Origin of the sequence: Sphingomonas sp. CCH21-G11 (assembly GCF_001555965.1) — a bacterium.
GTDB lineage: Bacteria > Pseudomonadota > Alphaproteobacteria > Sphingomonadales > Sphingomonadaceae > Sphingomonas.
This window is the reverse complement of record NZ_LSHX01000024.1, coordinates 134887-161470: the sequence shown is the minus strand read 5'-3', so window position 1 is coordinate 161470 and position 26584 is coordinate 134887. Positions and strand designations below refer to the sequence as shown.

Genomic DNA, 26584 nt, shown 5'->3' with positions numbered 1-26584 from the left:
GCGGTGAGCCGGGACCATCCGTGCTTGTCGATACAATGGTGCACCTGCTAACGCCGCCACGCGCTTAGGGGGCGCGCGAACCGTCGCGTCCCGCATGTGGAGACGCAATGCAGGGCTTTGACGAGTGGATTAATCGGAACCTGCGGCGCTTTCCCGGCGGTGGGAAGATTGCTGCGATGCAGAATCGCCTGGCGTCCTTCGCCGAGCAGGGGATTCAGGGTGTCGCCAATGTCGCGGTCAACATCCTGCTCGCGCGCGCACTCGTCCCCGACGATTTCGCCGCGATCGGCACGATGCTGGGCGTCCACTATTTCGTCCTCGGCATGCACCGGACCGCGATCGTGCTGCCCTTCATCCTCGACGCGTCGGGCACCGACGATGCCGTTGCGGTCGAGGGCCGCTGGTGGTGGTTCAACCTGCTGTCACTGGTCGTCATCGCGGCGATTCTCGCGGTCATCGCGGCGGCGACCGCACAGGTTGCGGGGGACAGCCCCTGGCTGGTTCAGGGGATTGCGCTGACCGTTCTCGTCAGCCCGCCGCTGCTGTTGTTCGAATTCGGCCGGCGGGTGCTCTATCAGCGTCGGCTGCCCGCGACCGCGGCGCTGGCGTCCACCGTCTACCTCCTCCTCAACCTGGGCGTCGCCGCCGCGGTGCTGGCATCGCGCGGCGGGGCGACGCCGCTGCTCGGGGCGATGGCCTGGGTGGTCGCGGGGATCGGCGGCGCGGCGACCGCGACGTGGGCAGCACCCCCCGGCCGATTCGATGTCGCGGCGGGCTTCAGGCTCTGGTGGGCGAACCGCAGCTTCGCCTTCTGGCAGGCGATGACCAACATCCCTTACGCCGTCTACAACAGTTCGGTGGTCGTCTTCGTCGGCATTTTCGGCGGTGCGGGTGCGGCCGCGGCATTCACCGCGGCGCGGACGCTGACCAACCCGGCGATCAGCATGGTCACCGCGGTCGACTCGCTCGACAAGCCGCGCGCGGCGCGCGCGCTGGCGAGCGAGGGTTTGCCCGGCCTGTTCCGCTCGATTGGCCAGACCCGCAAATTGCTCGCACTGATCACCGGCACCTATCTCGGCGCGCTGATCCTGTTTGCGGAGCCGCTGCTGACGCTCGCCTTCGGCGACCGCTATGTCGGACAGGCGAATGCGGTGCGCGGGCTGGCGCTCGTCTTTTTCCTGATCTGCATGAACCAGCCTTCGGAGACGCTGTTGATCGTGCTGCGCGCAAGCCGGACCCTGCTCGTCACGCGGATCATCGCCGCCGTCGTCGCCATCGCCAGCCTGGCGCTGGCCCAGCCATGGGGCCTGATCGGTGCGTGCGTCGCGCTGCTCGCGACCCATGCGCTGAACCTTGCCAACCTGCGCGTCGCCGAACGCATTGCTGCCGGGCGTTGGCGGACGCAGACGGGCGACGCCGCTTCATCGGAGGATCGCGCATGATGGGTCCCGGTTCCACCGACGCTTCCGGCACACGAAAGCCGCGTCTGCTCTATCTCACCCGCACTTATCCCTATCTGCCCGCGACCGGCGGCGACATGGTCTATTCGGCCGGCGTCATCGAATCGCTGGGTCAGGCCGCCGATGTGACGGTGCTCGCGGCGAGCAACGGTGCCGTCGAGCCGGGATCGTTCGACGCGCACGGCGTGCACTGGCGCATCGTACCGCGCGCTCGCGCGGCGTCGGCGCGATCGCTCGCTTCGGCCATGCCGAACATCGTGTGGCGCGGCGCGACGCCGGCCTATCGGGCCACGCTCGATCGGCTGCTGCGCGAAGCGTGGGACGGGGTCGTGCTCGATCATCTCGGCAGTGCGCACGCGCTCGCCGCGATCGATGGGCAGCGCCGCGCGGGTCGCAGGCTGCCGGTGCTCTATCTGTCGCACGAGTTCGAGGCGGAGGCGCGTGCCGAGAAGTACCGCGCCTATGGCGGCGGGGCGCTGCGTCAGGCGGCGCTGCGCGTCGACGGTGCGAAAGTCGCCCGTTGGGAACAGCGCGTGGTGGCGGCAAGCGACGCGATCAGTGTCATCAACCCTTCCGAAGCCGCGCTCTATGCCCGTCAGGCACCCGACAAGCGCTTCGTCACGACCACGCCCGGCTATGCCGGGCCGCGCGTCGCCGCGCGTGTCATCGACGCATCGGTCCCGCGCCGCATCGCGTTGCTGGGCGGGCGCGGATCTCAGCAGAAGCAACAGGTGCTGCTGCGGTGGCTGGCGGAATCGGCGGCGATCATCGCGGCGGCCGGGGTCGAGATGGAAGTCATCGGCGCGCTCGACGCGGGCCTGCGCGACGATATCGCGCAGCGTTTTCCCGAAGTCACGATCCGCGGCTATGTCGACGATCTCGTGGCGCATCTCCAGACCTGCCGGCTGGGCGTCATCCCCGATTTCGTCGGGCGCGGAGTCAAGCTCCGCCTGCTCGATCTCGTCTTCGCGCGCGTGCCGCTGGCGGGACTTGACGGCGCGATCGACGGCCTGCCGCTGGCGGCCGATCGCGACTTCGCCGAAGCGCCGACGCTCCCCGAACTCGCGCGACTGGCGGTGGCGCTTGTCGATGACCTGCCGCGCCTGAATGCGTTTCAGGAAAGCGCCTTCGCGGCATGCGACGGTGCCTTCGACTGGCGCGATCGCGGCCGCGTGATCGTCGACCTGTTTGCGACGATCAACGCGCGGTCAGGCTGACTGGTGCAACGTGCGGCGGGGCGCTTTCCGGCGCGGGGCGCCTGCGTCGACGATTGAGCACGCGGTGGAGCGGGCGCTCGATCGCATGGTGCGCGATCAGCCCGATCACGATTGCGCCACCCAGGCTGCCGAGGACCATCGCCGCGAACTGCACCGGACCGGTAAGCGGCAACAGCCGGAGCACGCGTCCCATTCCAGCGACCACGATGATCTGAAACAGGTAGATCGAATAGCTCGCGTCGCCCAGATGTGACAGCAGCGGCACGCGCGGCAGCCGGTGATTGGCCTCGACCGCCAGCGCGCCCGCCACGATTGCGAATGCAGGCAGTCCCCAGGACAGGACGCGCGGGCCCATCACGGCGGCGCTTGCCGCCAGTGCCGCGATCCCGACCGGCAACAGCAGCATCGCCGGCGGATGCGCCAGCTTTTCGCGATAGCGCGCCAACAGGATCCCCATCAAAAACTCGGCGATCAGCGGATCGGTATAGGTCAGCAGGATGGGGTTCTCGAACCGGAATGCGAGCCCGGCCGCGACAAGCGCGCAAAGCGTCGCGCTGATCGAGACGAGCAGCCGGCGGGTCGCGATCGCGATCGCGAACAGCAGATAGAAGAACATCTCGAAATTGAGCGTCCAGCCGGGGATCAGCACCGGCCAGATCCGATCGGGATGCTCCAGATTGTAATGCGGGATGAACAGCAGCGACTGGACGAGATCGCCGAGGATCCTTCCGTCCCAGGTCAGCGGGGAGCCCGCCGCGACCAGCAACGTCAGGAGGGTCGCGATCCAGTAGAGCGGCACCACGCGGACGATCCGTCGCCGTACGAATTCCGCCGGTGCCTCGCCGCGCGCCGATTCATACATGATGAACCCGCTGATGATGAAGAAGATGTCCACGCCCGCCTGGCCGATGCCCAGGTCGGGCACCGGGTTGAACAGCCACGGCCGGGGGTTCCGCGCGTGGTGCAGGATGACGATGATCGCCGCCAGTGCGCGGAGATACTGGACCGACACGAATTGCTTCGGTTTGGACTGGGTCATCTACGCCGACCTCTCAACCCTGTTCAGGCGAACGCGCCTGGGCAACCGCGCGATGTTCGGCTGCCATCTCGCGGGCAATAGCGGATCGCCGGGGGGATGGCAGCCGCTCGGGCCGCACCGCGCGGGCTTCCCGACCTGAACCCGACACCGTTCACCGCGAAGCGGGCGAGCGCCGACCCGTTCCGATGAAACGGAACCCCGCGCCCCGCGCTAGCCGGTTGCGCTGCGCTGCGGAATCGACCCGCGCGCCACGCCGTCCTGGTCGTAGCGTCTAGGGTCGAATGCGGTGGCCCACAGGCCGCCCGGATTGAGGCGCCGGATCGAAAGGTCGGGGCGCAGCAGCCCGGCGAGCAGGTAACAGATGAAGCCGTTGACCGGCACCGCCAACGACCCGTTGAGGAACACGAACGACACCAGCAACCCGAGCGCAAGCCGTCGCGTCGGCGTTCGCGAGAACAGCATGTGGATCAGGAAGATGTGGAACAGCACCGTCGAGATCAGGCCATATTCGACGCTGACCTTGGCGAGCGACCACCACACGATGTCCGGGTTCTGAAGGATGTTGCCCGCACCCTTCCCCGAATAGATCGCTTCCGGTCGCTTGTAGAATTCGCGCATTTCGATGACGGGGGCGACGAACCGCTGGTTGCCGCTGGTATTCGGTCGGTTCAGTTCGGTGATGCGATGCTGGACCGCCTCGTACCAGCCCGACAGAAAGACCGCCGGGGGCAGGATCAGCAGTGCCGCCGCCAGCAGGCCCGCGACCCGCGGCGACGTGCGGAGCAGGACCAGCGGCATCGCCGACAGGACGAGCAACAGCCCGGTGCCGGCAAATGCCGACAGCATGACCACGCTGTACAGCGCCAGGCGCCACAGCCGCTGGAACCAGATTACCTCGATAAGCAGCGCCATCCCGACGAATTGCGAGAGGATCGACACTTCCAGAAAGAAATAGGCGTTGGGCTTGTAGAACCTCGAACCCCATTCAAGCGGCTGAAGATAGACGAACTGCACGTATCGAAAGGATGGCGGAATAAGCTCGTCCAGATTGATCCAGTAATCCGCCGACCATACGATCTGGATGGCGTGCTGGAGCAGCGTCAGGCCGCATACCCCGACGATCGCGTTCTGGAACATCGAGAGGCATTTTAGATAGGTTTCCCTGCTGCACTGAATCTCGAAACAGCAAATGAAATAGATCAGCGCGACCAGCAACAGGCTGGGGAACGACGGCGGCAGCGTCGCGAAGAACTGGCTGACGATCGCGCTCACCAGAAACAGCGAATACAGGATCAGGCGGACCGGATTGAGCTTCAATACCCCCCGGAAGACCAGATAGAGATGCGACAGCGAAAAGCCGATCAGGCTGAAGCTCGCAACCGTGCCGGCGGCCGGAACCCCGAATTTCTGCAGGACGATGAGCGTGAAGAGCATCGCGGCGAACGCATAGAGCGTCGCGCGCTGTGCCGCCGTTCCCGCGCCCTCGCCGCGCCGTGCCGATCCGCCGTGCAACACGAGCGCCGTCGACGGCCGCGCCGGACGCGGTGCTCCTGGACCAGCAGTCGAAACGATCATTTCGTCACTTCCGTCATCATTCCGGACCGGTCCCTTCGGGCAGTGAAGCGCCCGTACGGCATTGACCGGCGTCCATCGGGTTTATCCCACATCCTTTCGCACTTGCACAAGATCGGTCGTGACCCGGGCGATCTCCTTGGCTAATGAGGCCGGGCATTGGGTCTCCAGCGAGGGGAACGGGAGTATGGCGTTGCATCTGAGTACCCGCATGGTCGTAGCGGGGCTGTCGGCCGTATTGGCCGCACCTACCGCAGAAGCGGCCGTCGCGCCATCACCGGCCGGCCGCATTCTCGCACACCATGTCGCATGCGCCGCCGCGCCAGAACCCCTGATCGCGCTGGCCAATCAGACCAGTTACCAGACGGGCGACGCGACCTTTTCCAAGGTGGACGACGCACGCGAGGCGATCCGGCGCGCGCAGATTGCCCCGCTGGTCGATCTGACCCGTCGCACTGCGACCTATGCCAACCGCTACGTCCGCAGCCAGGGGCGCGACACGGCATCGGGCGCGTGCGTGCTGCGCTGGCTCGACCAATGGGCGCGCGCCGACGCCATGCAGCGAATGCTGACCCATGACGCGCAGTTCGTGCGCGCGGTCAATCTGTCGGGCTGGGCGCTCGCCTATGCGCAGGTGGCCCGGCTGGAGATCGCGGGGGACGATCCGCGTCCGCGCATCCTCGCCTGGTTCGCGCGGATGGCTGACGATCTGCGCCGCCATCACGACGGACTGACCAACACGACCGCGCGCAACAATCACCGCTACTGGGCCGGACTCGCGGCCATGGCGGTCGGGCGGGTGACGCAGGATCGCGGCCTGCGCGACTGGGCGCTGGCGTCGGCGCGGATCGGGCTGGCACAGGTCAATGCAGAGGGCGCGCTGCCGCTCGAACTGGCACGCGGCGAACGCGCTCGCCACTATCATCTCTACGCGGCGACCCCGCTGGTGATGACCGCAGAACTGGCGTTGATCGATCGCGTCGATCTGTATCGCGATCATGGCGGTGCGTTGCGGCGGCTGGTGCGCTTTGCGACCGGAAGCATCGGCGATCCGTCGCGCATGGCGTCGCTGTCGGGCGCGAAGCAGCTGCCCTTTGTCGACCCGCGCGGGGCATTTTTTGGCCAGATGGTCGCGTGGTACGAATATTACGGTCGGCGGTTTCCGGGCGAGCCGGGTGGCGGCGCGATCCTGACGCATCGCCCCTTGGTAAACGCGGAAATCGGTGGCGACATCACGCTGCTCGCCTCGCACACGACGGCGACGCCGCGACCTTGACCATGAACCGCTCGCGATTCGACCGCCTTACCATTGCGGCACGCGCCATCGCGTACGTACCGCCACACATGCTGCTCGGGCATTTGCGCCGGCGCGTGCGCGACCGGTGGGTTCCGCGACGCGCGACGGCCTATCGGGCGGTTCTGGCGCGCGAGGCGGCGGCACTGCCCGCGATCGCCGCTGCACCGTCGCCGGCGGCGCGGGCGGCCGCTGCGACGGTCGCGACCTTTTTCGGTGCCAAGCACGCGAAGAATGTGCCGCAGTGCCTGGCCGGGCGATTCACTTTCCTCAATCGCACGCATGATTTCGGCGGGGTCGGGGCGATCGACTGGCGGATCGCGATGGATGAGGGAAACCATCAACTGTGGCGGTCCAACCTGGCGTTCATGGGCTATGTCTGCGCGGTCGCCGACGCCCAGCCGGCCGAGGGGCTGGCATTCGCCGCCGAACTCGTCACGGGCTTTGATGCAGCCGCACGCTTCGAAAGCCGCGCGGACTTCGGCGAATTGTGGCACCCCTATGCCGTGTCGCAGCGCACGCTGGCGCTGGCCGCGACGTTGATCCGGCTGCCCCGCGCACTGGTCGGCACCCCGGCATGGCAGGTGGTCGAGCGGTTTCTGCGCGTGCAGGTCGCCTATCTGCTGCGCAACCTCGAGACCGAGCTCGGCTGCAATCATCTTGAGCGCAACCTGTCGGCGCTGGCGCTCTATGCGCTGGCGGCGGGCCAGATGCCCGACGGGGTCGCACGCGCATTGCGCGGCCAGTTCGATGCGATCGTGCGGGATTCCTTTGGTGATGACGGCGTCCAGCGAGAGCGCTGTCCGATGTATCAGGGATTGTGCGTCCAGAGTCTGCGGGTGCTGTCCGCTGTCGATCTGTGGACGCCGGCCCAGCGCGCGCTGCTTGCGGACCGGCTCGCCGCGGTCGAAACCGCCTTCGCCGCGTTGTGCCTGGGCGACGGCCATCCGTCGATGATGAACGATGGCTGGTTCGACGAGGTGCCGCCCGCGCCGGTGGTCGTGCCCGCCATCGCGCCGCCCGCTTTTCATGCGATGCGCGATGCCGGTTATGTCCGGCTGGCCTCCGGCGCGGCTGTCGTCCTGTTCGATGCCGGGCCGATCGGCATCGACAGCAATCCGGGGCATGGTCACGCCGATTTCCTGAGCGTCGAGGTCAGCCTGGGCAGCGAGCGGTTGATCGTCGACCCCGGAACCTACCGCTATTCCGCCGGGGCGGAGCGCGACCGGTTGCGCGCCTGGGATCGGCACAATGGCCCGATGATCGTCGGCGAAAAGCCGGTCGAATATCTCGGCTCGTTCAAGGTCGGCCGGCGCGCGGCGGCGCGGCTGCTCGCCACCGACGGCGCGATGCAATCGGCATCGGGCGCGCTGGAATTTGCCGGAATCGGTGTCGCGCGCGAGGTCGTGCTGACTCCGGACGGGCTGTCGCTGCGCGACCGCTGGGATCGCGGCGCGGGCGAACGGATGACGCGGCTGCTGGTCCCCGACGCCTGGCGGATCGGTGCGCACGGTGCCGATGGTGTCGAACTGGTCGGCACCGCACATCGCGTGCGGATGACCGTCATCGGCGGCACGCTCGAAATCGTGCCCGGCCAATGGTCGCGCCGCTACAATGTGGTGGAAGACGCGCACGAGCTTCGCTGCCGCCCACAGGGCGACCACATGGAAATCCGCTTCGAGTTCGAACCGATCGCGCGCACCTAGCTCGCGGTTGCGGGCGTCCGTCGGTGCGCTTAGCTTCCCGCTGCTTCGGTGCGTGCGCGCGACGCGGGCGCGGGAGGGTCGCGGAGCGCGCGTGCGCGCAGCCCCTGCGTCAACGGCTTTTCGATTGCCAGGTGGACCGCGATCCCCACCGCCGCGACGAGCGCGTAGACGCCGAGCAGGATCAATACCGACGGCCCCCACGACATCGTTGCGAGGCCGGCCAGGCCCAGTGCGATACTGACCGCCTTGATGACGAAGGCGTGTGTCAGATAAACCGCGTAGCTCGCCTCGCCCATCAGCATCAGCGCGCGCGAACGCGCGGTCGCGCCGCCATGTTCGAGCGCCAGCGCGCCGCCGACGATCATCATCGCGGGCACCCCCCACTTCACTTCGCGGACCAGCCCGGGCCAGAAATAATCGCCCGCGATCAACAGCGCCATGCCGGCGATGCACAGGGCCATGCTGGCCAGTCGGTAACCGCGCCCGCTCGCGCGCATCGGCGTGCGGCGAAAGGCCAGGTTCAGCCACATGCCGATGGCGAATTCGATCATCAGCAGGTCGGTATAGGTCGCGAGGATCGCGCCTTCCGGACGCAGGACGAAGCCGGCAAGAACGAGCGCCCCCAACACCGCGCTGATCGCGGCGATCCGGGCGATTTCGCGCCGCAACATCAACGCTGCGCCGCCGAGCAGGTAGAAGAAGATTTCGTAGTTGAGCGTCCAGCCCATGAACAAGATGGGGTGCCGCTCGCCGCTCGCATCGACATAGGGGACGAACAGCAGCGATTTCGCCAGCTCGACGACGCCCGGCTTGCCGCCACTGCCGGCCAGCTGCGGCGCCACCTGGGCAGCCGCGAACAGCGCGAGCGTCAGCAGCCAGTAGAGCGGGATGACGCGGATCGCCCGCTTCAGCAGAAAGACGAAACCGCTTTCGGGTGCATCGCCACGCGTCACGTGCGCGATGATGAAGCCGCTGATCAGGAAGAAGATGTCGACGCCTGCATTGCCGAAATCGAACGACACCCGCTGACCGAACGGGGTGAGCAGGCGCGCATGATACAGCACGACCATGAACGCGGCGACCGCGCGCAATGCCTGGAGGTTGCGGATCGTGCGGTCGGCGGCTGGCATGGCGGTCGGCAGAATCCCTCTATCCCGGCCTCTGATGCGCCGGGGTGGCACAATTGCGTTCGCAGTTGCAACAAGCTAGGGCTCGCGCGCAGTGAGCAGGCAGAGGCCGGTCATTGTCGATGACTCCGCGTTTTTCAATCGTTATCCTGACCTTCGCGCGCGACCCGGTGCTCGCGGAGACGCTGGCGCGACTCCGCGAAAAGGTGGCGGCGCGGGCCGATTACGAAGTCCTGCTGGTCGACAACAACCCGGATCGCGCCGACCGTGAACGGCTGCTCGAAGGTTTCGCGGCGACCCGGTATTTCTGGGACGGCGTGAACAAGGGTGTGTCAGCGCGGAACATCGGCATCGCTGCGGCACAAGGTGACATCGTCATCGTGCTCGACGATGATGTTCTGGTGGAAAGCAGTGATCCGCTGGCGGTGTTTGGCGCCCTGTTCGACGCCGATCCCCGGCTTGGCGCGGTCACGATCGCCAAGCATGTCCGCGGCGCGGATACGCGCCGGGTCGACCTGATCCCGCACACCCGCAAGGACGTCGACCTGGATCGCGAATTCATGACCTTTCGATTCGTCGGCGGTTGTGTCGGTTTTCGCACCGCCGCAATCCGGGCGGTGGGCGGGTTTTCGGACCAGTTCTTCTATGGGCTGGAGGAAATCGAGCTTTCCTACCGGCTGATCAATGCCGGCTGGACCATCCGCTATTCGCCCGCCGTGGTGGTCGAGGAGCTTGAACATCCGTCCGGGCGGCGGCCGACGCGCGCGGTGCAGACCGACCGGCTGGTCAACAAGTACATCATGTCCTGGCTGCACATGCCGTTCCCGCACATCCTGGCCAACTATCTTCTGTTCACGCCCTACATCGCCTACCGCGTGAAGGGACAGGTGAGTATCGGCACGGCGATCGCACGGTTCGTCCGATGGCTGGCCCGTTCCGACCGGCCACGGCGAAATCCGCTGTCGCCGCGCGCCGTCGCCTATATTCGCGACTGCGGGGGGGCATTATGGCGGTGATCATGTTTGAAACAGGTGCAGGTTGAGCGGCGCGACCCCCGCCCTTGTCATTGTCGGCTATGATCGCCCGGATGCGCTTGCCGGCCTGCTGACCGCGTTGCGCGCGGGCACCTATCCCGACGGCGTTCCGCTGGTCATCAGCCTGGACCTGTCGGGCGATCCCCGACCCGGTGAGGTCGCCGACGCTTTTGAATGGCCGCATGGTCCGAAACGGGTCATCCGGCATCCGCAGCGGCTTGGTTTACGTAATCATATCCTGAGTTGCGGCGATCTGAGCGAGGAATATGGCGCGGTCATTGTGCTTGAGGACGACCTGCTCGCCGCGCCGCACCTGTACGCCTATGTCGAGCGCGCGATCGACCGGTTCGGCGCGGACGACCGGATCGCGGGCATCTCGCTTTATCATTACCGGATCAACGAGTTCAACAACATGGACTTCGAGCCGATCGACGACGGCAGCGACGTCTATTTCATGCAGGTCGCCGCATCCTGGGGCCAGGCGTGGACCGCGTCGCAATGGCGACTCTTCCGGCAATGGTATGCCCGGTACGGGCGCGATCCGATCCGCGTCACCGACGGCGTCCCGCGCCAGCTCGAGGCGTGGCGGGACAATAGCTGGAAGCGCTTCTACATGAAGTATCTGGCCATGACCGGCCGCTACTTCGTGTACCCGCGCGCGTCGCTGACGACCAACCGTGCGCGCCCCGGCACCAACACCAAGCGTGCGGTCAGCATCTATCAGACCGCGATGGACGTGGGCGCGCGCGACTGGCGGCTGCCCGCGCTCGACCAGTCGCTGGCACGCTACGACATCTTCTACGAGCCCGAACCCGATACGCTGCGCGCGCTGCAGCCGGCGCTGGCGGACGCGGATTTCGACGTCGATCTCTATGGGGTCAAACCTGCGGCGGCGCTGACGCGTCCCGACCTGTTGTCGTCGCGGCCCGCCCGGCGGGGGAGGCTGCGCTTCGGGCTCGTTTCCGATGCGCCGGCGGTGGCATCGATCATCGCGGGTGTGCCCGGCAGTTTCTTCACCCTGGCGCCGCGCGATCACTTTTCCGCCATGTCCTTGGGACGCCGCTGGGCGCTCGCCCGCGCGACCCAGGTCGGACGGCCAGGCAACGCAATGATGTTTCAGATGTTGAAGCCGGTTCAGACCGAAATTCTGATCCGCAAACTGGCGCGCGCGCGCCGGCAGGCCGCAATTGGGGAGTGAACTGAAGATCATGACGCGCGGTCAATGCCCGCGACGTGCGGTGGCGGCCGGGGACTGGCACCGCGCGCTCGATGAAGTCGCGGGCAGCACCACGCCGGTGCTGCTGCACGCGCCCGACGCGGTGTTCGCGCTTCATCTGTCTTCCTATCTCGACGCCGTGCTGGCGATTGCCGACGCGCCGGGCGTGGCGGGGGCGACGCTGGGGCTTCCGCGCTGGCGGTCGGCGGACCGCGTGCCGTTCACGCCCGTTCCCGACGGCGCTGACACGCTCTACCTTCGGTCGGGGCGTCAGGTCGCGCTTCTGGTGACCCCGTCACAGGCCGCTCGTGCGCGCGACGGCGGCGTGACGGGGGAGGATTGGTCCGACTATCTGACGGCTTCCGGCCAGTATCTGATCGCGCCAACAAGTCCGCTTGCCTTTGCGACGGGTCGCGGGCTTCACGCGATGCTCGCCGTCGGCGACCGGGCCTGGCGCCTTCACGCGCTCGATGGCGCGGTTGCATGTTATGATGCGTCGTACGAGCTTGCGCCGGCGGCTGCGGCGCGGCTCGATCCGGCACTCGCGGGGCTGGCGGTGCGGATCGACCTGTGGGGCCGCACCGGGGCGGAGGCGATCGACCCCGACCTGCACCTCGTTTCGTCGCGACCCTGTCGTCGCCCGATCGCGGGCTATCCGCTCGAACTCGCGCCGGTCGAGGCGAATCTGGCGCTTCGGGGGGACGGGGGTTTTTTCAGTCTGGGGCGGGCGGCGGACTTTGCCGAGATGACGCTTCCGCGGCGCGAGATGCTGTATCGCCACGCCACGCGCTACAATGCGATGGGTGACTATGCGGCGCAGTTTCTGGGGCCGCTGGCAAGGATCGCCGCGAGGGTGAAACGATGAGCCGCGCCGCGCGCGCCCGCCCGATCGTCCAGATGATCTGGACCCGCCCGATCGACGGCCAGGCAATGGCGGGCCGGCTGCGCGTGGCGATCGCCGTGCGTGCCGCCGTGCGCGAGGTCGCCGACGTGCGCGAACATCTGTTGCCCCCCGCGATCGGCAGCGCGACCGCGATGCTTGGGATTGCGTGGGCGTGGTTCTGCAGCCTGTTCCGCCACCCTGTCCTGCCGCTGCAGTGCGTGCTTTATGCCAGTCCCGGCGCCGTCCGGCGCGCGATCGCGGCGATCGATCCGGAGGCCACGACCATCTATCTGGATGGCGTGCGTACCTTCGCGCTGCTGCGCCGGCTGCGGAAAGTTTATCCCGACAAGCGGATCGTCGTCGACCTGGACGACCTGATGTCGCGGCGTGTCCGGCTGTTGCGCGAGGGCCGCTTTCCTCTTTCCGCCGGCTATCTGACCGCGGCACTGCCGCCGACCTTCGTGCGCTGGCTGACCGGCGGGGTCGGGCGGATGATCCTGCGCTATGAGGAGCGGACCCTGCCGGGGGTCGAGGCGGCGATCACGCATCTGGCCGACGCGGTCGTGCTTGTTTCGTCGGAAGACCTGACCGAAATGCGCGGCGACGGGCCGGCAACGCGCGTCAGCATCCTGCCGATGGTGACGCCGACCGGCCGAAACCCGACGCTTGAACCCGGTCCGGTCCGGTTCATCTTTGCCGGTACGGACACGCTCACCCAGAACCGGTTGACCATCGACTATCTGACCGATCTGTGGGCGCGCGAGCGGCCACCGGTCGAACTGGTGCTGATCGGCCGGCGCCAGCGGACCACCCCGCTGCCCGACGGGGTGCGTGCGCTGGGCTATATCGACGACATCGCCGATGCCTATGACGGGCGCAGCGTGCTGCTGACGCCGTCGCTGCTGCGCGGCGGCATCAAGACCAAGGTGCTCGAGGCCTTTGCCCATGGCGCGCCGGTGATTGGCAATGCGATCACGTTCGAGGCGATGCCGATCGGGGATTATCCGCTGGTCTGCGACGGCGAGGACGAACTGATCGCGATCATCCGGAACCCGGAGGCGTTTCGCGATCGCTTCGCCGTCGCCGCGCGGTTCGGCTTTGATTATGTGCAGCACGTCCATGCACCGGATGTGTTCGCGCGCAAATGGCGTAGGGTCCTCGGGCTGGAAGAGGAAAGGGCCGACGTGATGGCACAATCGGCATGAAGGGGCGCATCGCGCTCGCGGTTGCCGGGCTGTTCCTGAGCGACAGCGGCGCTTCCGGCGCGCCCGGCCCCATGCTCGACCGCAGTCAGCTTGTCCTGCGGTTCGAGGAGACCTTCGACACGCCGCCCGATTTCTATCATCCGGTGCGGCGGCCGGCGGGACGGTGGAAAACCAACTTCTTCTTCAGCATCCAGGACAGCGCTTCGCCCAAGGGCTGGGAAAGCCGCACGCTGCGTCCCAATCGCGAGCTGCAATATTATGGCGATCCCTACGACAATCTTGGCGCGTTCGAATGGAGCAGGGGCAGTCTGACCATCGCCGGACGTCCCAATCCGCATCGGTCAGACCCGCGCACCCATGCGCTGCCCTATCTGTCCGGCCTGATCACCACCGAGCGTTCGTTCCGCCAGCGTTACGGCTATTTCGAGGCCCGCGTGACCATGCCGGTCGGCCAGGGTCTGTGGTCGGCATTCTGGCTGCTTCCTGAACCGCGCGTCGAACGGGGCTGGCCGGTCGCCGATGGCCAGCAGGAGCTCGATATCTTCGAGAATATCGGCAAGAACAACGAAATCTATGCGACGGTCCACCGCGATGTCGGGGGCAAGAAGGTTGCCGACGGGGCGCGTATCGACACCGCGCCTGTTGATCAGCCGCACGATTACGGCGTGCTCGTCACCCCGACACAGATCGTCTGGTACGTCGATTCGCGCGAGGTGCGCCGCACCGCCAACACCGATTTTCATCGCCCCGCCTATATGCTGCTCAATCTGGCGATCGGCGGCGACTGGCCCGGCGCGCCCGATGCCCGCACCCGGTTTCCGGCGCGGATGAAGATCGATTGGGTTCGTGCCTATGCGCTGCGCGACGCCGGAGCGGCGCGGTGATGCACGCGGGGGAGGGGCCTGGTGGCCAGTGATGCAGCAGGGTTGCCGCGCGCCGTCCGTTTCGACGAAATCGAAGGGTTGCGCGCGTGGCTGGCCTTTGCGGTCGTCGGCTGGCACGTCGTCCAGTATACCGGGCTCAACGCCCGCTTTGCCCTGCTCGCGTCCAGCGGTGGCGTCGCGCATCTGGCGGTCGAGCTGTTCATCATCGTCAGCGGGTTCGTCGTAACCCATCTGCTCGCGATGCGGCGCGAACCCTATTCGGGCTATCTGGTCCGGCGCGCCTTTCGGCTGTTTCCGCTTTATCTGGCATTGGTGCTGCCGGGGATAGCGACGACCGCACTCGGCGCGCAGGCGGTGATGGCGGTGCCATGGGCCGATGACCCCGGCTTCGCCTATCGCGACACGCTGGTCGCCACCTATCAGAGCCAGCAGGATGCGTTCCCGGTCCATCTCCTCCTCCACCTGCTGCTGTTCCAGGGGATCGTGCCCGATTCGGTGCTGCCCTATTCCTCGGCGGTCATGCTCGGCCCGGCGTGGAGCCTCAGCCTCGAATGGCAATTCTATCTGATCGCGCCGGTGGTGATCGGCTGGCTGGCCGACCGGCGTCGCGCGGCGATCATGGTCGCGCTGCTGTTGGGCGCGGTCGTCGTCGAGCAGGTGGGCCTGTTGGGCGACTACCGCCTGATGAGCGTCTTCTCGGCCGCCGCGCATCTCTTCCTCGCCGGGATCGCCAGCCGGCTGTTGTTCGAGCGCGCCGTCCGGATCCGCTTTTCGCCGGTTGCCGCCGCCCTCGTCGGCGTAGCCTTGGCCGCGGCGGTGCCGGCACTCGCGGCTATCGGGCTGTGGGTCGCCTTCTATGCATTTCTGGCTGGCCGTGGTGCGGTCGAGCGGACCACCGCCGTCGATCGCGCGGCGGCGCGCATCTGGTCGGCGATGTTCGGATCGGCGGCGGCGCGCTGGGTCGGCGCGCGCTCCTACGGCATCTATCTGGCGCATTGGCCGGTGCTCCAGGTCACGTTGTTCCTGCTGCGGGACACGATCAGCGCCGATACCGCGCTGGCCGCGCTGACCCTTGCGGCGATCGTCGTTCCGGCCTCGCTGGCGTTGGCTGCGATCCTGCACATCGCCCTCGAACGGCCGATGATCCGGCTGGGCGCGCAGATCGCCGGACGCCGGGCGCGACAGGGCATGGTGCCGGCAACCGCAGGTCGCGATGCCGGGAAGGCGGGTTGACGTGCGCCGCCGTGTCGCCATCGATCCGCGGCAAAGCGTCGCGCGCGGGGCCGGCATAGCCCTCGGCCTGCTGCTCGGCCTCTTCGTTCTCGTCGATCTTCTGTTCCGGCCGTCGTTCGTCGCGGTAAATCCGGGTTCGGAAGCGTCGACGCATGAAGTGCCGGTGCTGGTGTCCGTCCTTCATTTCGCGATCAACCTGCTGCTGATCGTCCCGCCGGCACTGGCGGCGTTCATGGCCCGTCGACAGCTTGAGGCCCGGCGTCTCGCGCCATTCGCCCTGCTCGCCTTCGGGCTGGCGGCCGCGGTGATCGCAAGCCTGCTGGCCAACCCCGACCCGCGCGCCATCGCCTATGCGCTGATCCTGATGCTCACGCTGCTGGCGGGCGCACTCTTCGCCGCGCTCCCGCATGGCCGCACTATCGGCTTCAACAGCTTCATGGCGACCGTCGCGCTCAGCTGCGCGGCGTGCCTCGTCATGGCGGTCGCGTTCAATGAATATAGCTGGGGCCGGCTCGCGTCGCGGGCGGGGCCGACCTATTGGGGCATGGTGGCGATCATCGCGGTGGCGTGCAGCGCGGCGGTGCGCCAGATGTGGCTGCGCGTCGCGATTATCGCCGTGGCGGTGCTGACGATGGTGCTCGCGTCGGCGCGCGGCGCGATGGTCGCCAGCATCGTCGCTGTCGGGGTGATGGTCCTGATCGCCTTTGCACGCGCGCCCGAGCGCCGGCGCGGATGGTATCTGGTTGCCATGGTCGGGCTGGTACTGCTCGTCCCGCTGGTCGCGGACCAGTTCGCGGATATCCTCCTCAAGCTCAACGATCCGCGCCGCGGCATCGGATCCGGGGCGACCGGCCGCGCGCTCGCGTGGAGCGAGGCGTGGGCGCTGTTCGCCAACGATCCGCTGCTCGGCATCGGCTATCGCCAGCACGAACGCTACATCACTGCGGCAACCTCGGCGCATCAGGCGTATCTGGCGGTGCTGGCCGAAATCGGCATCATCGGCTTCGTCTTCTATGTGCTGCTCGTCATCGGGGGGGCCGTGCGCCTGACCATCGAAGCGGCGCGCACGCGCGATCTCGGCACCTCGGCGGGGGCGAGCTTTCTGTGGAGCTATGCGGTGATCGGCTTCTCCGAAAATCTCGCGCTGGCGACGGGCCTCGTCATGCCGCTGGTGATGATGTTCGTCGTCGCGCGCGCATGGGCATCGGTCGCACCGGCACGGCGCGCGCCGCGCGGTGCCGCGAGCGCGAGCACGCGTGCAAGACCCGCGGCCAACCACGGCGGATAGAGGCTTGCGCTCGCTCTTGCTGCAGCGCAATAGGAACGCGGTGACCAGGAGCCCGATCATGCCCGTCGAACGCGATATCCGGACACCGTCGCAGATCGGGCTGGGTTGCGCGCGGGTCGGATCGTTCAACAATCCGCAGACCCTGGCTGAAAGCCGTGCGCTGATCGCCCATGCGCTCGAGCTTGGCGTGACGGTGCTCGACACGTCGAACATCTATGGCCAGGGTGACAGCGAGCAGCAGATCGGCAAGGCGATCCGCGGACGCCGCGCGCGCGCGTTCGTCGTGACCAAGGCAGGGCGGGGCTTCTCGCCGCGCATGAAATTGCTCCGCCCGTTGAAGCCGGTGCTGCGTCCGCTTCTGGCGATGCGGCGCGGGTCGACCGGAGCGACCGCCGGCACCGGCGCGGTGACCGCGCGACGCGAGGGCGAATTGCGCATGGACTGGAGCCCCGCGGCGATCCGCGAGAGCCTGCACGGCTCGCTGCGCCGCTTGGGCATCGAACAGGTCGACGGGTTCTTGCTGCACAGTCCGCCGGCATCGGTCGCGGGCGACGCGGCGCTCGGATCGGCGCTCGCCGCGCTCAAGGCGGAGGGCAAGGTCGCGCATTTCGGCGTGTCGTGCGACGATATCGCATGCCTGCGGGCCGCATTGACCCTGCCGGGCCTGTCGCTGCTTCAGCTGCCATGGGATGTCGTGGCCGCCATCCGCGACACGGCCGAAGGCGCCGCGATCCGCGATCGGGGGATACAGGTGATGGCGCGCGAGGTGATCCGGCTTCAGCCCGACGTCGCGCCGCTCGATGCGGTGCGCCATGCCATCGCCGAGCCGCTCGTCACGACGGCGCTGGTCGGCACGACATCACCAAAGCATCTGGCGGCGATCGCCGCGCTCGCCTGAATCACATCCGGGAGGCGACACGTCTTGATTACCGATATTCGTAGCGCCGGGCTGCCCGACAGCATCGAATGCGACGTCGCCATCGTCGGCGCGGGGGCGGCGGGCATCGTTCTCGCGCTTGAACTCGCCAGGGCCGGACGCGACGTCATCGTTCTGGAAGCGGGCGGCGACAAGTTCGATCCGCTGAGCCAGGCCTTCTATCATGCCGAAGCGATCGCGCCGGACACGCATGGGCCGGTGCACATGTTCCGGCGGCGCGTGCTGGGCGGCTCGACTTCGGTGTGGGGCGGGCGGTGCATCCCGTTCGATCCGATCGATTTCGAGACGCGGCCGTGGATGCCCTATGCCAAATGGCCGATAGGCTATGACGATGTCGCGAAATATTATCCGCGCGCGACCGAATACACGCATTCGGGCCCGGCAATCTTCGATGCCGGCGCGGCGTTGCCGGGCGAACCTGCACCAATGGTCGGCGGGGTCGACTCGCCCGATGTCGTACTCGATCGAATCGAGCGGTTCAGCCACCCGACGCATTTCGGCGTCGAATATCGCGCGATGCTGGAACGCGACCCGCATATCCGGCTGTTCCTGCACGCGCCGGTCGAACGGATCCTGACCCGCGATGTCGGCGCGACCGCGGCGGGCGTGCGCGTCCATGCCGGCGGGGACCGTCGGATCGACGTCATGGCACCGTGCGTCATCCTGGCGACGGGCGGCCTGGAAATTCCGCGCCTGCTGCTTGCTTCGGATCAGGACCGGCCAAAGGGGCTCGGCAATGAACACGATCTGGTCGGCCGCTTCTATCAGGGTCATATCGAGGGCGAGTTCGGTACGATCGCCTTTACCAAGCCCACCCGCTCGGTCCGGCTGGACTATCAGCAGTCGCCCGAGGGCATCTACTGCCGTCGCTACATCTGGCTGTCCCCCGATGCGCAGCGGCAGCACCAGCTCGCCGGTATCGTGTTGCGGCCTGCGCATCCCAACATCGTCGATCCGGGGCATCGCCATCCGGTCCTGTCGGCGATGTATCTGGTCAAGAACTACATCGTCCCCGAATATGCGCGAAAGCTGACTGCGCTCGAATATCAGGAAGCGATGGGGCTCAGCGGCTCACGCCTCGGCTTCTGGGCCGCGCACGCGCGCAACATGGTGCTCGGTGCGCCCAAGCTGATGATGTTTTCCCAGATGTGGACGCGCAAGCGCATCCTGTCGAAACGCAAGCTGCCGTCGGTGGTTCTGCGCGATCCGCGCGAAGTCTATCCGGTCGACCTCAACGCGGAGCAGGAGCCGAATCCCGACAGCCGGATCACGCTCGGCGATGCGCGCGACGACAACGGGATGCGCCGCATCCGGATCGACTGGCGCACGACCGAGGGCGACCATCGCCGGCTCGCGGCGGGGCTGAGGGTAATGGCCGCCGCGTTCGCGGACAGCCATACCGCCAGGCTCAACTTCTCCGATCGCGACTATGCGGCGGCGGCGGCGCGACTGGTGCCCATCGGCGGCCATCACATCGGCACCGCACGCATGGCGGAAACGCCGCAAACGGGCGTGTGCGACGCGAATTGCGAGCTGTTCGAGACGCGCGGAGTCTACATCGCCGGGGCGGCGGCGTTCAGCACGTCGGGCTTCGCGAACCCGACACTGACCCTGATCGCACTGGCGCTGCGCCTCGCCGATCATCTCAAGGCGCAGCCGCGCTAGCGGCCGGCCGGACGGCACCCGTGCAAATGGTCGCCGGTCAGTCCCGCGACTTGGCCGGCGCCCAGGTCTGGTACGTCAGGCCGCGCAGAGAATCGACGATCCCGTAAAAGGTCGCGACGATCGACTTCAGCACTTCGGTCAGCGTGACGAACGGCTGCAGCTTCACTTCGCCGAGCGCGATGGCGATCCCGCCCAGCAGCGCAAACAGGCCGATCAGCGCCCATTGGCCCGCCAGCGCCAGCGCCAGGCCGCCGAACGTAACGAAGATCGTCAGCCACAACAGGCCGAACCAGCGCAACAGCTTGTGCGCGACATATTTGTAGACGTCGGCAACGCCGAACCGCGCGCTGATCATCGGCCACAAATAGCGGTGGGTGTTGAAGGCGCGGCAGGCGATCCGGCGCTTGCGGCGGAATTCGTCCGACGACGACGTCGCGTTCCGCTCATAGGCGATGACATCCGCGGCCTGCACCAGCCGCTTGCCGTTCAACGGCACTGCCATCGACACCGTCATGTCGTCCAACAGGTGGGGCGGCACTTCGGGATACAGGTTGCGACGGGTCGCGAAGATCGATCCGTCCGCGCCCATCAGCGATCCGCAGCGGGATTCGAGCCGCTTCAGCCACTCTTCCAGCCGCCAGTAGAGGCCGCCGACCCTTGCCGTCGCGCTGGCATCCTCGTTGGTGTAATGGAGCGTGCCGGCGACGCCGCCGACTTCGGGATCGGCGAAATAGGTCGCCAGCGCCGGGATCGCATCGGGCTCGAGGATCACGTTCGCATCGGTGAAGATGCAGATGTCGCCGCGCGCGACGGCGGCCATCCGCGCCATGCCGACCGCCTTTCCAGTCCGCTTTTCCGCCGCGATCAGCGAGATGATGTCGCTCGCTTCCTCGATGAGCTCGCGCGTGCGGTCGGTGCTCAGGTCGCAATAGGCGATGATCTCGATCTGGGGGTGGCGCTGCTTGATCTCACGCAGATTGGCGATTTTCGCGGGAAGCGCGCGCTCCTCGTTATACGCTGCGAACACCAGGGTCGCCGAGAGCGGCTGGGTCGAGTCCATGCGCCGCACCGGCCGCTCCGCGAAGAGATAGAGGGTCAGCGGGTAGAAAATGTAGGGATAGAGGAACAGCAACAGCGCGGCGAAGGCAGTCAGCGCAAAAACCGTCATTCCCGAACCCCGTCGAACATTGTCCAAATTTTCGTCAGCGGCTGCACGGCCGCCATCGAGATCCACGCAGGCGTGCGCACCGCCAACGAGGATAGGGATTTATTGCTGCACCTGCGAGCAAAAACGTCGGTCATCTGGCACGACCCCGCATTTTGTCCGACACACTCGCCCCCCGTCTTGTCCAAGTTCCTGTCAAGTTTCCGGAAAATGGCTCGGGCGCGACATCGAAGCTTGATTGCGCCTTAACCACATCCTCCAACTCGACGCTAAATTCGCACTGTTAGCCCGTCATCACCCTTGCGGTGGAGACTGGTATGCGCGTGACGATCCGAGTGGCGACGGCGCTGGCAGCAGTGTTTGCGGGCAGCGTCGCACATGCCGCAGAACGCGGTTACATGGCGAGCGGCGACGCGGTCGCCGCGCCGACGGGCTATGCCGAAATGTGCGCGCGTGCGCCGGCGCGCTGCCGTACGGCGCTGTCCGCAGACACTGGATCCGCCCCCATCGATGCGGATCAGATGCGGCTGGTGCGCCGGATCAATCGCCAGGTCAATCGACGCGTCGTGGCGCGAGCGGACGTCGGCGAGCGGTGGCAGTCGGCGCTGAACGAGGGCGGCGGGATCGGCGATTGCGAGGATTTTGCGATCGACAAGCGCAACCAGCTGCTGCGTGCAGGGGTGCGCGCCGACCAGATGTTCTTTGCGACCGCCTACATCCCCAGCGTCGGTCTTCACGCCGTCCTCGTTGTGCGCACGCACAAGGGCGACATGGTGCTCGACAACCGCAGCGACTGGGTCCGTCTGTGGTCGAAAACCGGCTATGTCTGGCTCGCACGACAATCGCTGAATGATCCGCTGACTTGGTTCATCGTGACACAGCCCCGACGCGCCTGACTTGCACAAATTTGCGTTCTGCAGCATAGCCTGCCCGGTTTCACGAGTTCCGGGATCATGCTGTGAGTGTATTGAGATGGATTGCCGTGTTCGCGCTTGCACTCACGGGTTGTGCAGCGCAGCAGGCATACGCCCCCGGTAGCGCGGACGTCGCCGCGCAGCCCGAGGTGCGTCCGTCCGAATATGTCCTGCGGCCGGCGGACAAGGTGCGGATCACCGTATTCAACGAACCGACGCTGAGCGGCGAGTTCGTCGTCGATCAGGCCGGGACGCTCGCGTTGCCGCTGATCGGCGTCGTCAATGCGCGTGGCGTGTCGGTCGCCGATCTCGACAAGACGATCGAGGCGCGGCTGAGCGAGGGGTATCTGCGCGATCCGAATGTGTCGGTCGAAGTGCTCACTTACCGGCCCTTCTACATCCTGGGCGAAGTCAATCGGGCGGGCGAATATCCGTTTACGGACCGCATCACGGTGCTTCAGGCCATCGCCACGGCGCAGGGCTTCACCTATCGCGCCGATCGCAAGCGGGTGTTCATCAAGCGCGCGGGCCAGGACAATGAAGAGGTGGTTCCGCTGACCTCGACGCTGATGGTCGGCCCGGGCGACACGATCCGGGTGGGCGAACGCTATTTCTAGTAACGGACCGCCGCCGCTTCGCGGTGGTCCCGGCGTGCAGGAAGTGAACGACGGCGCCCGCCTGCGGGCGATCAACACAGGGGGCTTGGGATGTTCAGCGCACGCACTTCACGATTCGGCTTACGGTCTGCGGGCGTCGCAGCCGCTTTCCTGACCTTCGCCGCGCTGCCCGTGCAGGCGGGCGAGCAGGCCGCCGGCGACGCAAGGCAGGAACTGGTCGAGGAAATCCTGGTGCTTGCGCGGTCGCTGCCGGTCGACACGCCTGCGCGCGTGTTCGAGGCGCGCTTTGCGCAGGTGGTCGATGCGCGGCGCGACCAGTGCGACCTCGTCCTGGGGGCGTTGCTCGACGCGCGCGGCCGCGTCCAGGTGCCTGCGGCCAGTGCGGCGCTGCGTGATCTCTACTCGGTTCTTCGCGGGTGCAGCGTGGGGACCGGGGCGACGGCAACCGGTTCGTCGGGGCTCGCGCCCATTCCGTCGTTCAGCGTTGGCGGCGGCAGCGATTATCGCGATTGAGTGGCGGCGCGTGCGTCCGTCGATGCTCTGTCCCAGAATTTATGAGGAAGCCGTGAGCGCGAACACCAAATATCTGCTGTCGGCCGGCGCGGCGCTCGTCGCCATCGTGTCGGGGAACAGCGCGCTTGCCCAGTCGCAGGCGCGAACGGAGAACGAGATTTTCGGTCCGTTCCTGGGCACGAACATCCCCTTTCAGGTCAATCGCGGCCGCAACGAGGGCGTGCTCGATCGGGCACGCCCCGAATATCAGCCGATCGGCCTGCCGGTCAGTACGCTGACCCTCTATCCGTCGCTGACCACGGGCATCGGGGTGTCCGACAATATCGACGGGGCGACCGTCGATCGGCAGAGCAGCGTGTTCTTCGCGATCGACCCGACCGTGCGCGTCGAAAGCAACTGGAACCGCCACGCGATCACGGTCAACGCGGGCGGTGCCTTTCGTTTCTTTACCGAGCGGTCGGCACGGGATGAGGAAAATCTCTTCCTGAACGCCGATGCGCGTTACGATCTGGGGGGGGACAGCAACGCCGTCACCTCGTTCCGGGTCCGCCGCGGATATGAGGCGCAGTTTTCGGGTACCTTCCCCGCCGACTCGGTACGACCGATCGAATATGTGACCGCCACCGCGCTTGCCCGCGGCGTGTATCAGGCGAACCGGTTCCGGTTCACTGTCGCGGCGGACGCGACCAGTTTCGACTTCAAGGATGTCGAGGGCGCGCGCAACACGATCATCGATCAGGACTTCCGGGACCGGAATGTCTATCGTGGCAGCGGTCGCGTCGAATACGCCTTCAATCCCGATGCAGCCGCCTTCGTCCAGGCCTCCTATGGCACGACGTCGTATCAGCGGCCGATCATCGGCTTTGCCGACAATCGTGACGGCGACAGTTTCGAAGTGCTGGCGGGGACCACGTTCGACCTGGCGGCGCTGGTGCGCGCGACGGTCGGCTTCGGCTATATCGAGCGGTCGTTCGATTCCCCGCGGTTCAGGGATTTCTCCGGCTTCGCCTATGACGTCCGGCTGGAATATTTCCTGTCCCCGCTCACCACGATCACCGCCGTGGCCAATCGGACGGTGCAGGATTCGATCGTGGCGCAATCCAGCGGCTTCTTTGCCAACACCTTCCGGCTGCGCGCGGACCATGAGCTGCTGCGCAACGCCCTGCTGTTCGGGCAGGTGAATTACCAGATCAACGATTTCGTCGCGCTCGACCGCACCGACAATCTGCTCGAGGCGAGCGCGGGCGGGCGCTATCTCGTCAACCGCAAGCTCAGCCTGGGCGCAAGCGTGTCCTATCTCGACCGCGACAGCACCGGCACGGCGATCGGACAGCGGTTTAACGAGTATCGCGGCGTTGTTTCGGCCACGGTGCATTATTGATCGGCAGCAGGCCCCCCGGCGTATTGAGGGATGAAGGACGTATGAATCGAATCGATGCGACATTTGCCGAATCGGGTGAAATGGTGGATTCGGGAACGGATGGCGCAAGCCTGGGAATTCGGCAGCTTTTCGACATTCTGGTCCGCCGCTGGCTGCTGATCGCCGGGATCACCGTCGTCGTGCTGGCGGCCGCGATTGCCGGAACCTTCTTCGTCACGCCGCAGTTCGACGCCACCGGGCGGATGCGGATCGACCCGACCGAGCGGTTGATCACCGGCGAGAACGAACAGCGCAGCAATTCGCCCCAGGCCGACCAGTCGCGGCTGGACACCGAAGTCCAGATCATTCGCTCGCGCGGCGTCGCCGAGCAGGTGGTGCGCAACCTCAACCTGGCCAACAACGAGGATTTCGTCGATCGCGCCACCTATGCGCGCGGACCCGAAGCCGTCGTCGAGGAAGCGATCACCAGCCTGCGCAACCGCGTCGACGTGTCGCGCGAGGACACGAACTACATCGTCAACGTGACCACCCGGCTGTCCGACCCGGAACTGGCGGCGGCGGTCACCAACGAGCTGATGCAGCAGTATATCGACACCAGCGTGCGCCGGCGGACCGGGGCGGCCGCACAGCAATCGCGTTTCCTGGACGATCGGCTCAACACGCTGGCGAGCGAGCTCCGTCAGCTCGAAGCCCAGATCGCCAGCTATCGTGGCCGCTCCGGCATAGTCGAGGGCGGGTTGGCCGGCACGGTCACCGATCAGCAGATCGCGCCCTTGTCGACTCAGCTCGCGCAGGCCGAAGCGCAGGCGGCGGCGGCGCGTGCCAATCTTGCGGCCGCGCGCGAACAGACGGATCGCGGCGCGATCGGCGCGGTGTCGAGCGTGCTCAGTTCGAACGTCATCGCCGACCTCCAGCGTCAACGCGCCGAGGCATTGCGCGAAAAGGCCGAGATCGACGCCCGCTACGGCGATCGCCATCCGGAATCGATCCGGGTAACCCAGCAATTGACCTCGATCGACCAGTCGCTGCGCGAGGAAGCGCGTCGCATCGTCGCCGGACTCGAATCGACAGCGCGTTCGGCCGAGGCGAGCGCGGCGAGCCTGCGCAACCAGCTTGCCCAACTGCGCGGCCAGCAGGCGGCGGACAATCGCGCGAGCGTGACCGCGGAGTCGCTGGAGCGCGAGGCAAAGGCGAAGCAGGCACTGTATGAACAGCTGTCGCTGACCGCGCAGCGCACCGGCGAAGAGCAGCGAAATCGCGAATCCTCCGCCGTCATCATCGAACAGGCCGTTCCGCCCCTGGAACCCAGCGTACCGAACAAGCCGTTGTTCGCGGTCCTGGGTGCGATCATGGGGATCATCCTCGGCCTGGCGGCGGCGCTTGTCGTCGAGTTCATGACGTCGGTGATTCGCACGGCGGACGATATCGAATATCATCTGCGCATCCCGTTCATCACCTCGGTGCCCTATCTGAACCGGCGCGCCTTGCGCGGGGCCCCCGACGCGGTCGGCTATGTGGTCGACAATCCGATGTCGAGCTTTGCCGAAGCGATGCGCGCGATCCGCAACTCGCTGATGCTCGACGCGCGCGAGCCGCGCGTCATCGCGGTGCTGTCGTCGCTGCCCGGCGAGGGCAAGACCACGACGTCGGTCGGGCTCGGCCGCATCATGGCGATCAGCGGGGACAGCGTCATCCTGGTCGATTGCGACGAACGGCGCGGCGGGCTGAAGGGCATCGGCGTCGAGGGTGGCCATGGCGGGGTCGGCGCAGTGTTGCGCGGCGAAGCGCGCGCCGCCGACGAGATCATTCAGGACGACCGTACCGGCATGCACATCCTGCCGATGCGCACCGCGCCTTCGGGGACGGTGGATCTGTTCAGCGGTGCCGCGATGCGCAAGTTGATCGACGAGCTCCGCACGCGATACCGCTTCGTCATCCTGGATAATGCGCCCACGTTGGCGGTCGCGGATTCGCGGATCGTCGCCGCGCTCGCCGACACCTCGATCTTCGTGATCAAGGCGGAGCAGACCGCCGTTCACGCCGCCCGCGCGGCATTGGGCCTGCTGCGTCAGGACGGGAGCGACGTGATGGGCGCGGTGCTGTCGATGGCGTCGGTCGGGCGCCGCCGGCTGGGCAAGCGCGATCCATCCTATTACTACCACCGGTATCGCGAATATCGCGATGACTGATGCGAGGGCGCGGCGCGCGCCGTCGTGATGCGACCGGGGGAGACG

General features: G+C 66.8%; 22 protein-coding genes. 18 read left to right on the top strand and 4 right to left on the bottom strand.

Annotated elements, in window-relative coordinates:
• Window positions 1–176 precede the first annotated feature (176 nt).
• Entirely contained in the window at window positions 177–1442 is a 1266-nt protein-coding gene (locus AX676_RS05790; protein ID WP_066480296.1) for a lipopolysaccharide biosynthesis protein, read from the top strand.
• Complete coding sequence (locus AX676_RS05785) at window positions 1439–2677, top strand: hypothetical protein (RefSeq protein WP_066480298.1); 1239 nt, start codon at window positions 1439–1441, stop codon at window positions 2675–2677. Before AX676_RS05790 ends, AX676_RS05785 begins: the two co-directional genes overlap by 4 nt.
• On the opposite strand, the gene AX676_RS05780 is transcribed toward AX676_RS05785, so the two are convergent.
• Both AX676_RS05780 and AX676_RS05775 read right to left on the bottom strand, forming a co-directional pair.
• On the bottom strand, window positions 2658–3716 hold the full coding sequence (locus AX676_RS05780) for an acyltransferase family protein (protein WP_066480300.1): 1059 nt from the start codon (window positions 3714–3716) through the stop codon (window positions 2658–2660). The two genes, AX676_RS05785 and AX676_RS05780, sit on opposite strands and share 20 nt — an antisense overlap.
• Window positions 3717–3926: 210 nt before the next feature.
• Window positions 3927–5291, bottom strand: a complete 1365-nt coding sequence (locus AX676_RS05775) for a hypothetical protein (RefSeq protein WP_066644515.1) — start codon at window positions 5289–5291, stop codon at window positions 3927–3929.
• A 184-nt stretch (window positions 5292–5475) separates the two neighbouring features.
• Here AX676_RS05775 and AX676_RS05770 point away from each other — a divergent pair, with 184 nt between their 5' ends.
• Window positions 5476–6564, top strand: coding sequence for an alginate lyase family protein (locus tag AX676_RS05770; RefSeq protein ID WP_066480304.1), 1089 nt, complete (start codon window positions 5476–5478; stop codon window positions 6562–6564).
• Between the two features lie 2 nt (window positions 6565–6566).
• A complete protein-coding gene (locus AX676_RS05765) occupies window positions 6567–8288 on the top strand; it encodes a heparinase II/III family protein (protein ID WP_082730925.1) in 1722 nt (573 codons plus the stop codon).
• A 29-nt stretch (window positions 8289–8317) separates the two neighbouring features.
• Here AX676_RS05765 and AX676_RS05760 read toward each other — a convergent pair whose 3' ends face one another.
• Window positions 8318–9418, bottom strand: a complete 1101-nt coding sequence (locus AX676_RS05760; protein WP_066480307.1) for an acyltransferase family protein — start codon at window positions 9416–9418, stop codon at window positions 8318–8320.
• Window positions 9419–9537: 119 nt separating this feature from the next.
• Here AX676_RS05760 and AX676_RS05755 point away from each other — a divergent pair, with 119 nt between their 5' ends.
• From AX676_RS05755 to AX676_RS05715, 9 genes are read left to right on the top strand one after another with little or no spacing between them, the layout of a single operon-like run.
• Window positions 9538–10431 carry a glycosyltransferase family 2 protein gene (locus AX676_RS05755; protein ID WP_066480308.1) on the top strand — a complete coding sequence of 298 codons (894 nt, stop codon included), beginning with the start codon at window positions 9538–9540 and terminating at the stop codon, window positions 10429–10431.
• Between the two features lie 22 nt (window positions 10432–10453).
• A complete protein-coding gene (locus tag AX676_RS05750) occupies window positions 10454–11647 on the top strand; it encodes a hypothetical protein (RefSeq protein WP_066480309.1) in 1194 nt (397 codons plus the stop codon).
• A gap of 10 nt (window positions 11648–11657) precedes the next feature.
• On the top strand, window positions 11658–12530 hold the full coding sequence (locus tag AX676_RS05745) for a hypothetical protein (RefSeq protein WP_066544175.1): 873 nt from the start codon (window positions 11658–11660) through the stop codon (window positions 12528–12530).
• Entirely contained in the window at window positions 12527–13753 is a 1227-nt protein-coding gene (locus tag AX676_RS05740) for a glycosyltransferase (protein WP_066480311.1), read from the top strand. Before AX676_RS05745 ends, AX676_RS05740 begins: the two co-directional genes overlap by 4 nt.
• A complete protein-coding gene (locus AX676_RS05735; protein ID WP_066480312.1) occupies window positions 13750–14637 on the top strand; it encodes a glycoside hydrolase family 16 protein in 888 nt (295 codons plus the stop codon). Before AX676_RS05740 ends, AX676_RS05735 begins: the two co-directional genes overlap by 4 nt.
• 21 nt (window positions 14638–14658) lie before the next feature.
• Window positions 14659–15870, top strand: a complete 1212-nt coding sequence (locus tag AX676_RS05730) for an acyltransferase family protein (RefSeq protein WP_197417058.1) — start codon at window positions 14659–14661, stop codon at window positions 15868–15870.
• A gap of 1 nt (window position 15871) precedes the next feature.
• Window positions 15872–17158, top strand: coding sequence for an O-antigen ligase family protein (locus tag AX676_RS05725; RefSeq protein ID WP_066480315.1), 1287 nt, complete (start codon window positions 15872–15874; stop codon window positions 17156–17158).
• Between the two features lie 58 nt (window positions 17159–17216).
• A complete protein-coding gene (locus AX676_RS05720; protein WP_066480317.1) occupies window positions 17217–18056 on the top strand; it encodes an aldo/keto reductase in 840 nt (279 codons plus the stop codon).
• A 24-nt stretch (window positions 18057–18080) separates the two neighbouring features.
• Complete coding sequence (locus AX676_RS05715; RefSeq protein WP_066480319.1) at window positions 18081–19760, top strand: FAD-dependent oxidoreductase; 1680 nt, start codon at window positions 18081–18083, stop codon at window positions 19758–19760.
• 37 nt (window positions 19761–19797) lie between these two features.
• Here AX676_RS05715 and AX676_RS05710 read toward each other — a convergent pair whose 3' ends face one another.
• Entirely contained in the window at window positions 19798–20928 is a 1131-nt protein-coding gene (locus AX676_RS05710) for a glycosyltransferase (protein ID WP_066480320.1), read from the bottom strand.
• A gap of 314 nt (window positions 20929–21242) precedes the next feature.
• On the opposite strand from AX676_RS05710, the gene AX676_RS05705 reads away from it, so the two are divergent.
• The 5 genes from AX676_RS05705 to AX676_RS05685 all read left to right on the top strand — a co-directional run bounded on the left by AX676_RS05705 (window position 21243) and on the right by AX676_RS05685 (window position 26539).
• On the top strand, window positions 21243–21821 hold the full coding sequence (locus AX676_RS05705) for a transglutaminase-like cysteine peptidase (protein WP_066480323.1): 579 nt from the start codon (window positions 21243–21245) through the stop codon (window positions 21819–21821).
• Window positions 21822–21907: 86 nt separating this feature from the next.
• On the top strand, window positions 21908–22456 hold the full coding sequence (locus AX676_RS05700; RefSeq protein WP_231726019.1) for a polysaccharide biosynthesis/export family protein: 549 nt from the start codon (window positions 21908–21910) through the stop codon (window positions 22454–22456).
• 90 nt (window positions 22457–22546) lie between these two features.
• A complete protein-coding gene (locus AX676_RS18025) occupies window positions 22547–22969 on the top strand; it encodes a hypothetical protein (protein ID WP_066480327.1) in 423 nt (140 codons plus the stop codon).
• A gap of 52 nt (window positions 22970–23021) precedes the next feature.
• Window positions 23022–24350 carry an outer membrane beta-barrel protein gene (locus AX676_RS05690; protein WP_066666985.1) on the top strand — a complete coding sequence of 443 codons (1329 nt, stop codon included), beginning with the start codon at window positions 23022–23024 and terminating at the stop codon, window positions 24348–24350.
• A 41-nt stretch (window positions 24351–24391) separates the two neighbouring features.
• Window positions 24392–26539, top strand: coding sequence for a GumC family protein (locus tag AX676_RS05685; protein WP_066480329.1), 2148 nt, complete (start codon window positions 24392–24394; stop codon window positions 26537–26539).
• The last annotated feature ends 45 nt before the right edge of the window (window positions 26540–26584 follow it).

Excerpts from the sequence above, each read along its gene's own strand:
- AX676_RS05740 (WP_066480311.1), top strand. The coding sequence starts at position 12,527 with ATGAGCCGCGCCGCGCGCGCCCGCCCGATCGTCCAGATGATCTGGACC.
- AX676_RS18025 (WP_066480327.1), top strand. The coding sequence starts at position 22,547 with ATGTTCAGCGCACGCACTTCACGATTCGGCTTACGGTCTGCGGGCGTC.
- AX676_RS05775 (WP_066644515.1), bottom strand. The coding sequence starts at position 5,291 with ATGATCGTTTCGACTGCTGGTCCAGGAGCACCGCGTCCGGCGCGGCCG.
- AX676_RS05785 (WP_066480298.1), top strand. The coding sequence starts at position 1,439 with ATGATGGGTCCCGGTTCCACCGACGCTTCCGGCACACGAAAGCCGCGT.
- AX676_RS05710 (WP_066480320.1), bottom strand. The coding sequence starts at position 20,928 with ATGACGGTTTTTGCGCTGACTGCCTTCGCCGCGCTGTTGCTGTTCCTC.
- AX676_RS05685 (WP_066480329.1), top strand. The coding sequence starts at position 24,392 with ATGAATCGAATCGATGCGACATTTGCCGAATCGGGTGAAATGGTGGAT.
- AX676_RS05755 (WP_066480308.1), top strand. The coding sequence starts at position 9,538 with ATGACTCCGCGTTTTTCAATCGTTATCCTGACCTTCGCGCGCGACCCG.
- AX676_RS05705 (WP_066480323.1), top strand. The coding sequence starts at position 21,243 with ATGCGCGTGACGATCCGAGTGGCGACGGCGCTGGCAGCAGTGTTTGCG.
- AX676_RS05765 (WP_082730925.1), top strand. The coding sequence starts at position 6,567 with ATGAACCGCTCGCGATTCGACCGCCTTACCATTGCGGCACGCGCCATC.
- AX676_RS05735 (WP_066480312.1), top strand. The coding sequence starts at position 13,750 with ATGAAGGGGCGCATCGCGCTCGCGGTTGCCGGGCTGTTCCTGAGCGAC.
- AX676_RS05780 (WP_066480300.1), bottom strand. The coding sequence starts at position 3,716 with ATGACCCAGTCCAAACCGAAGCAATTCGTGTCGGTCCAGTATCTCCGC.
- AX676_RS05790 (WP_066480296.1), top strand. The coding sequence starts at position 177 with ATGCAGAATCGCCTGGCGTCCTTCGCCGAGCAGGGGATTCAGGGTGTC.
- AX676_RS05745 (WP_066544175.1), top strand. The coding sequence starts at position 11,658 with ATGACGCGCGGTCAATGCCCGCGACGTGCGGTGGCGGCCGGGGACTGG.
- AX676_RS05770 (WP_066480304.1), top strand. The coding sequence starts at position 5,476 with ATGGCGTTGCATCTGAGTACCCGCATGGTCGTAGCGGGGCTGTCGGCC.
- AX676_RS05720 (WP_066480317.1), top strand. The coding sequence starts at position 17,217 with ATGCCCGTCGAACGCGATATCCGGACACCGTCGCAGATCGGGCTGGGT.
- AX676_RS05760 (WP_066480307.1), bottom strand. The coding sequence starts at position 9,418 with ATGCCAGCCGCCGACCGCACGATCCGCAACCTCCAGGCATTGCGCGCG.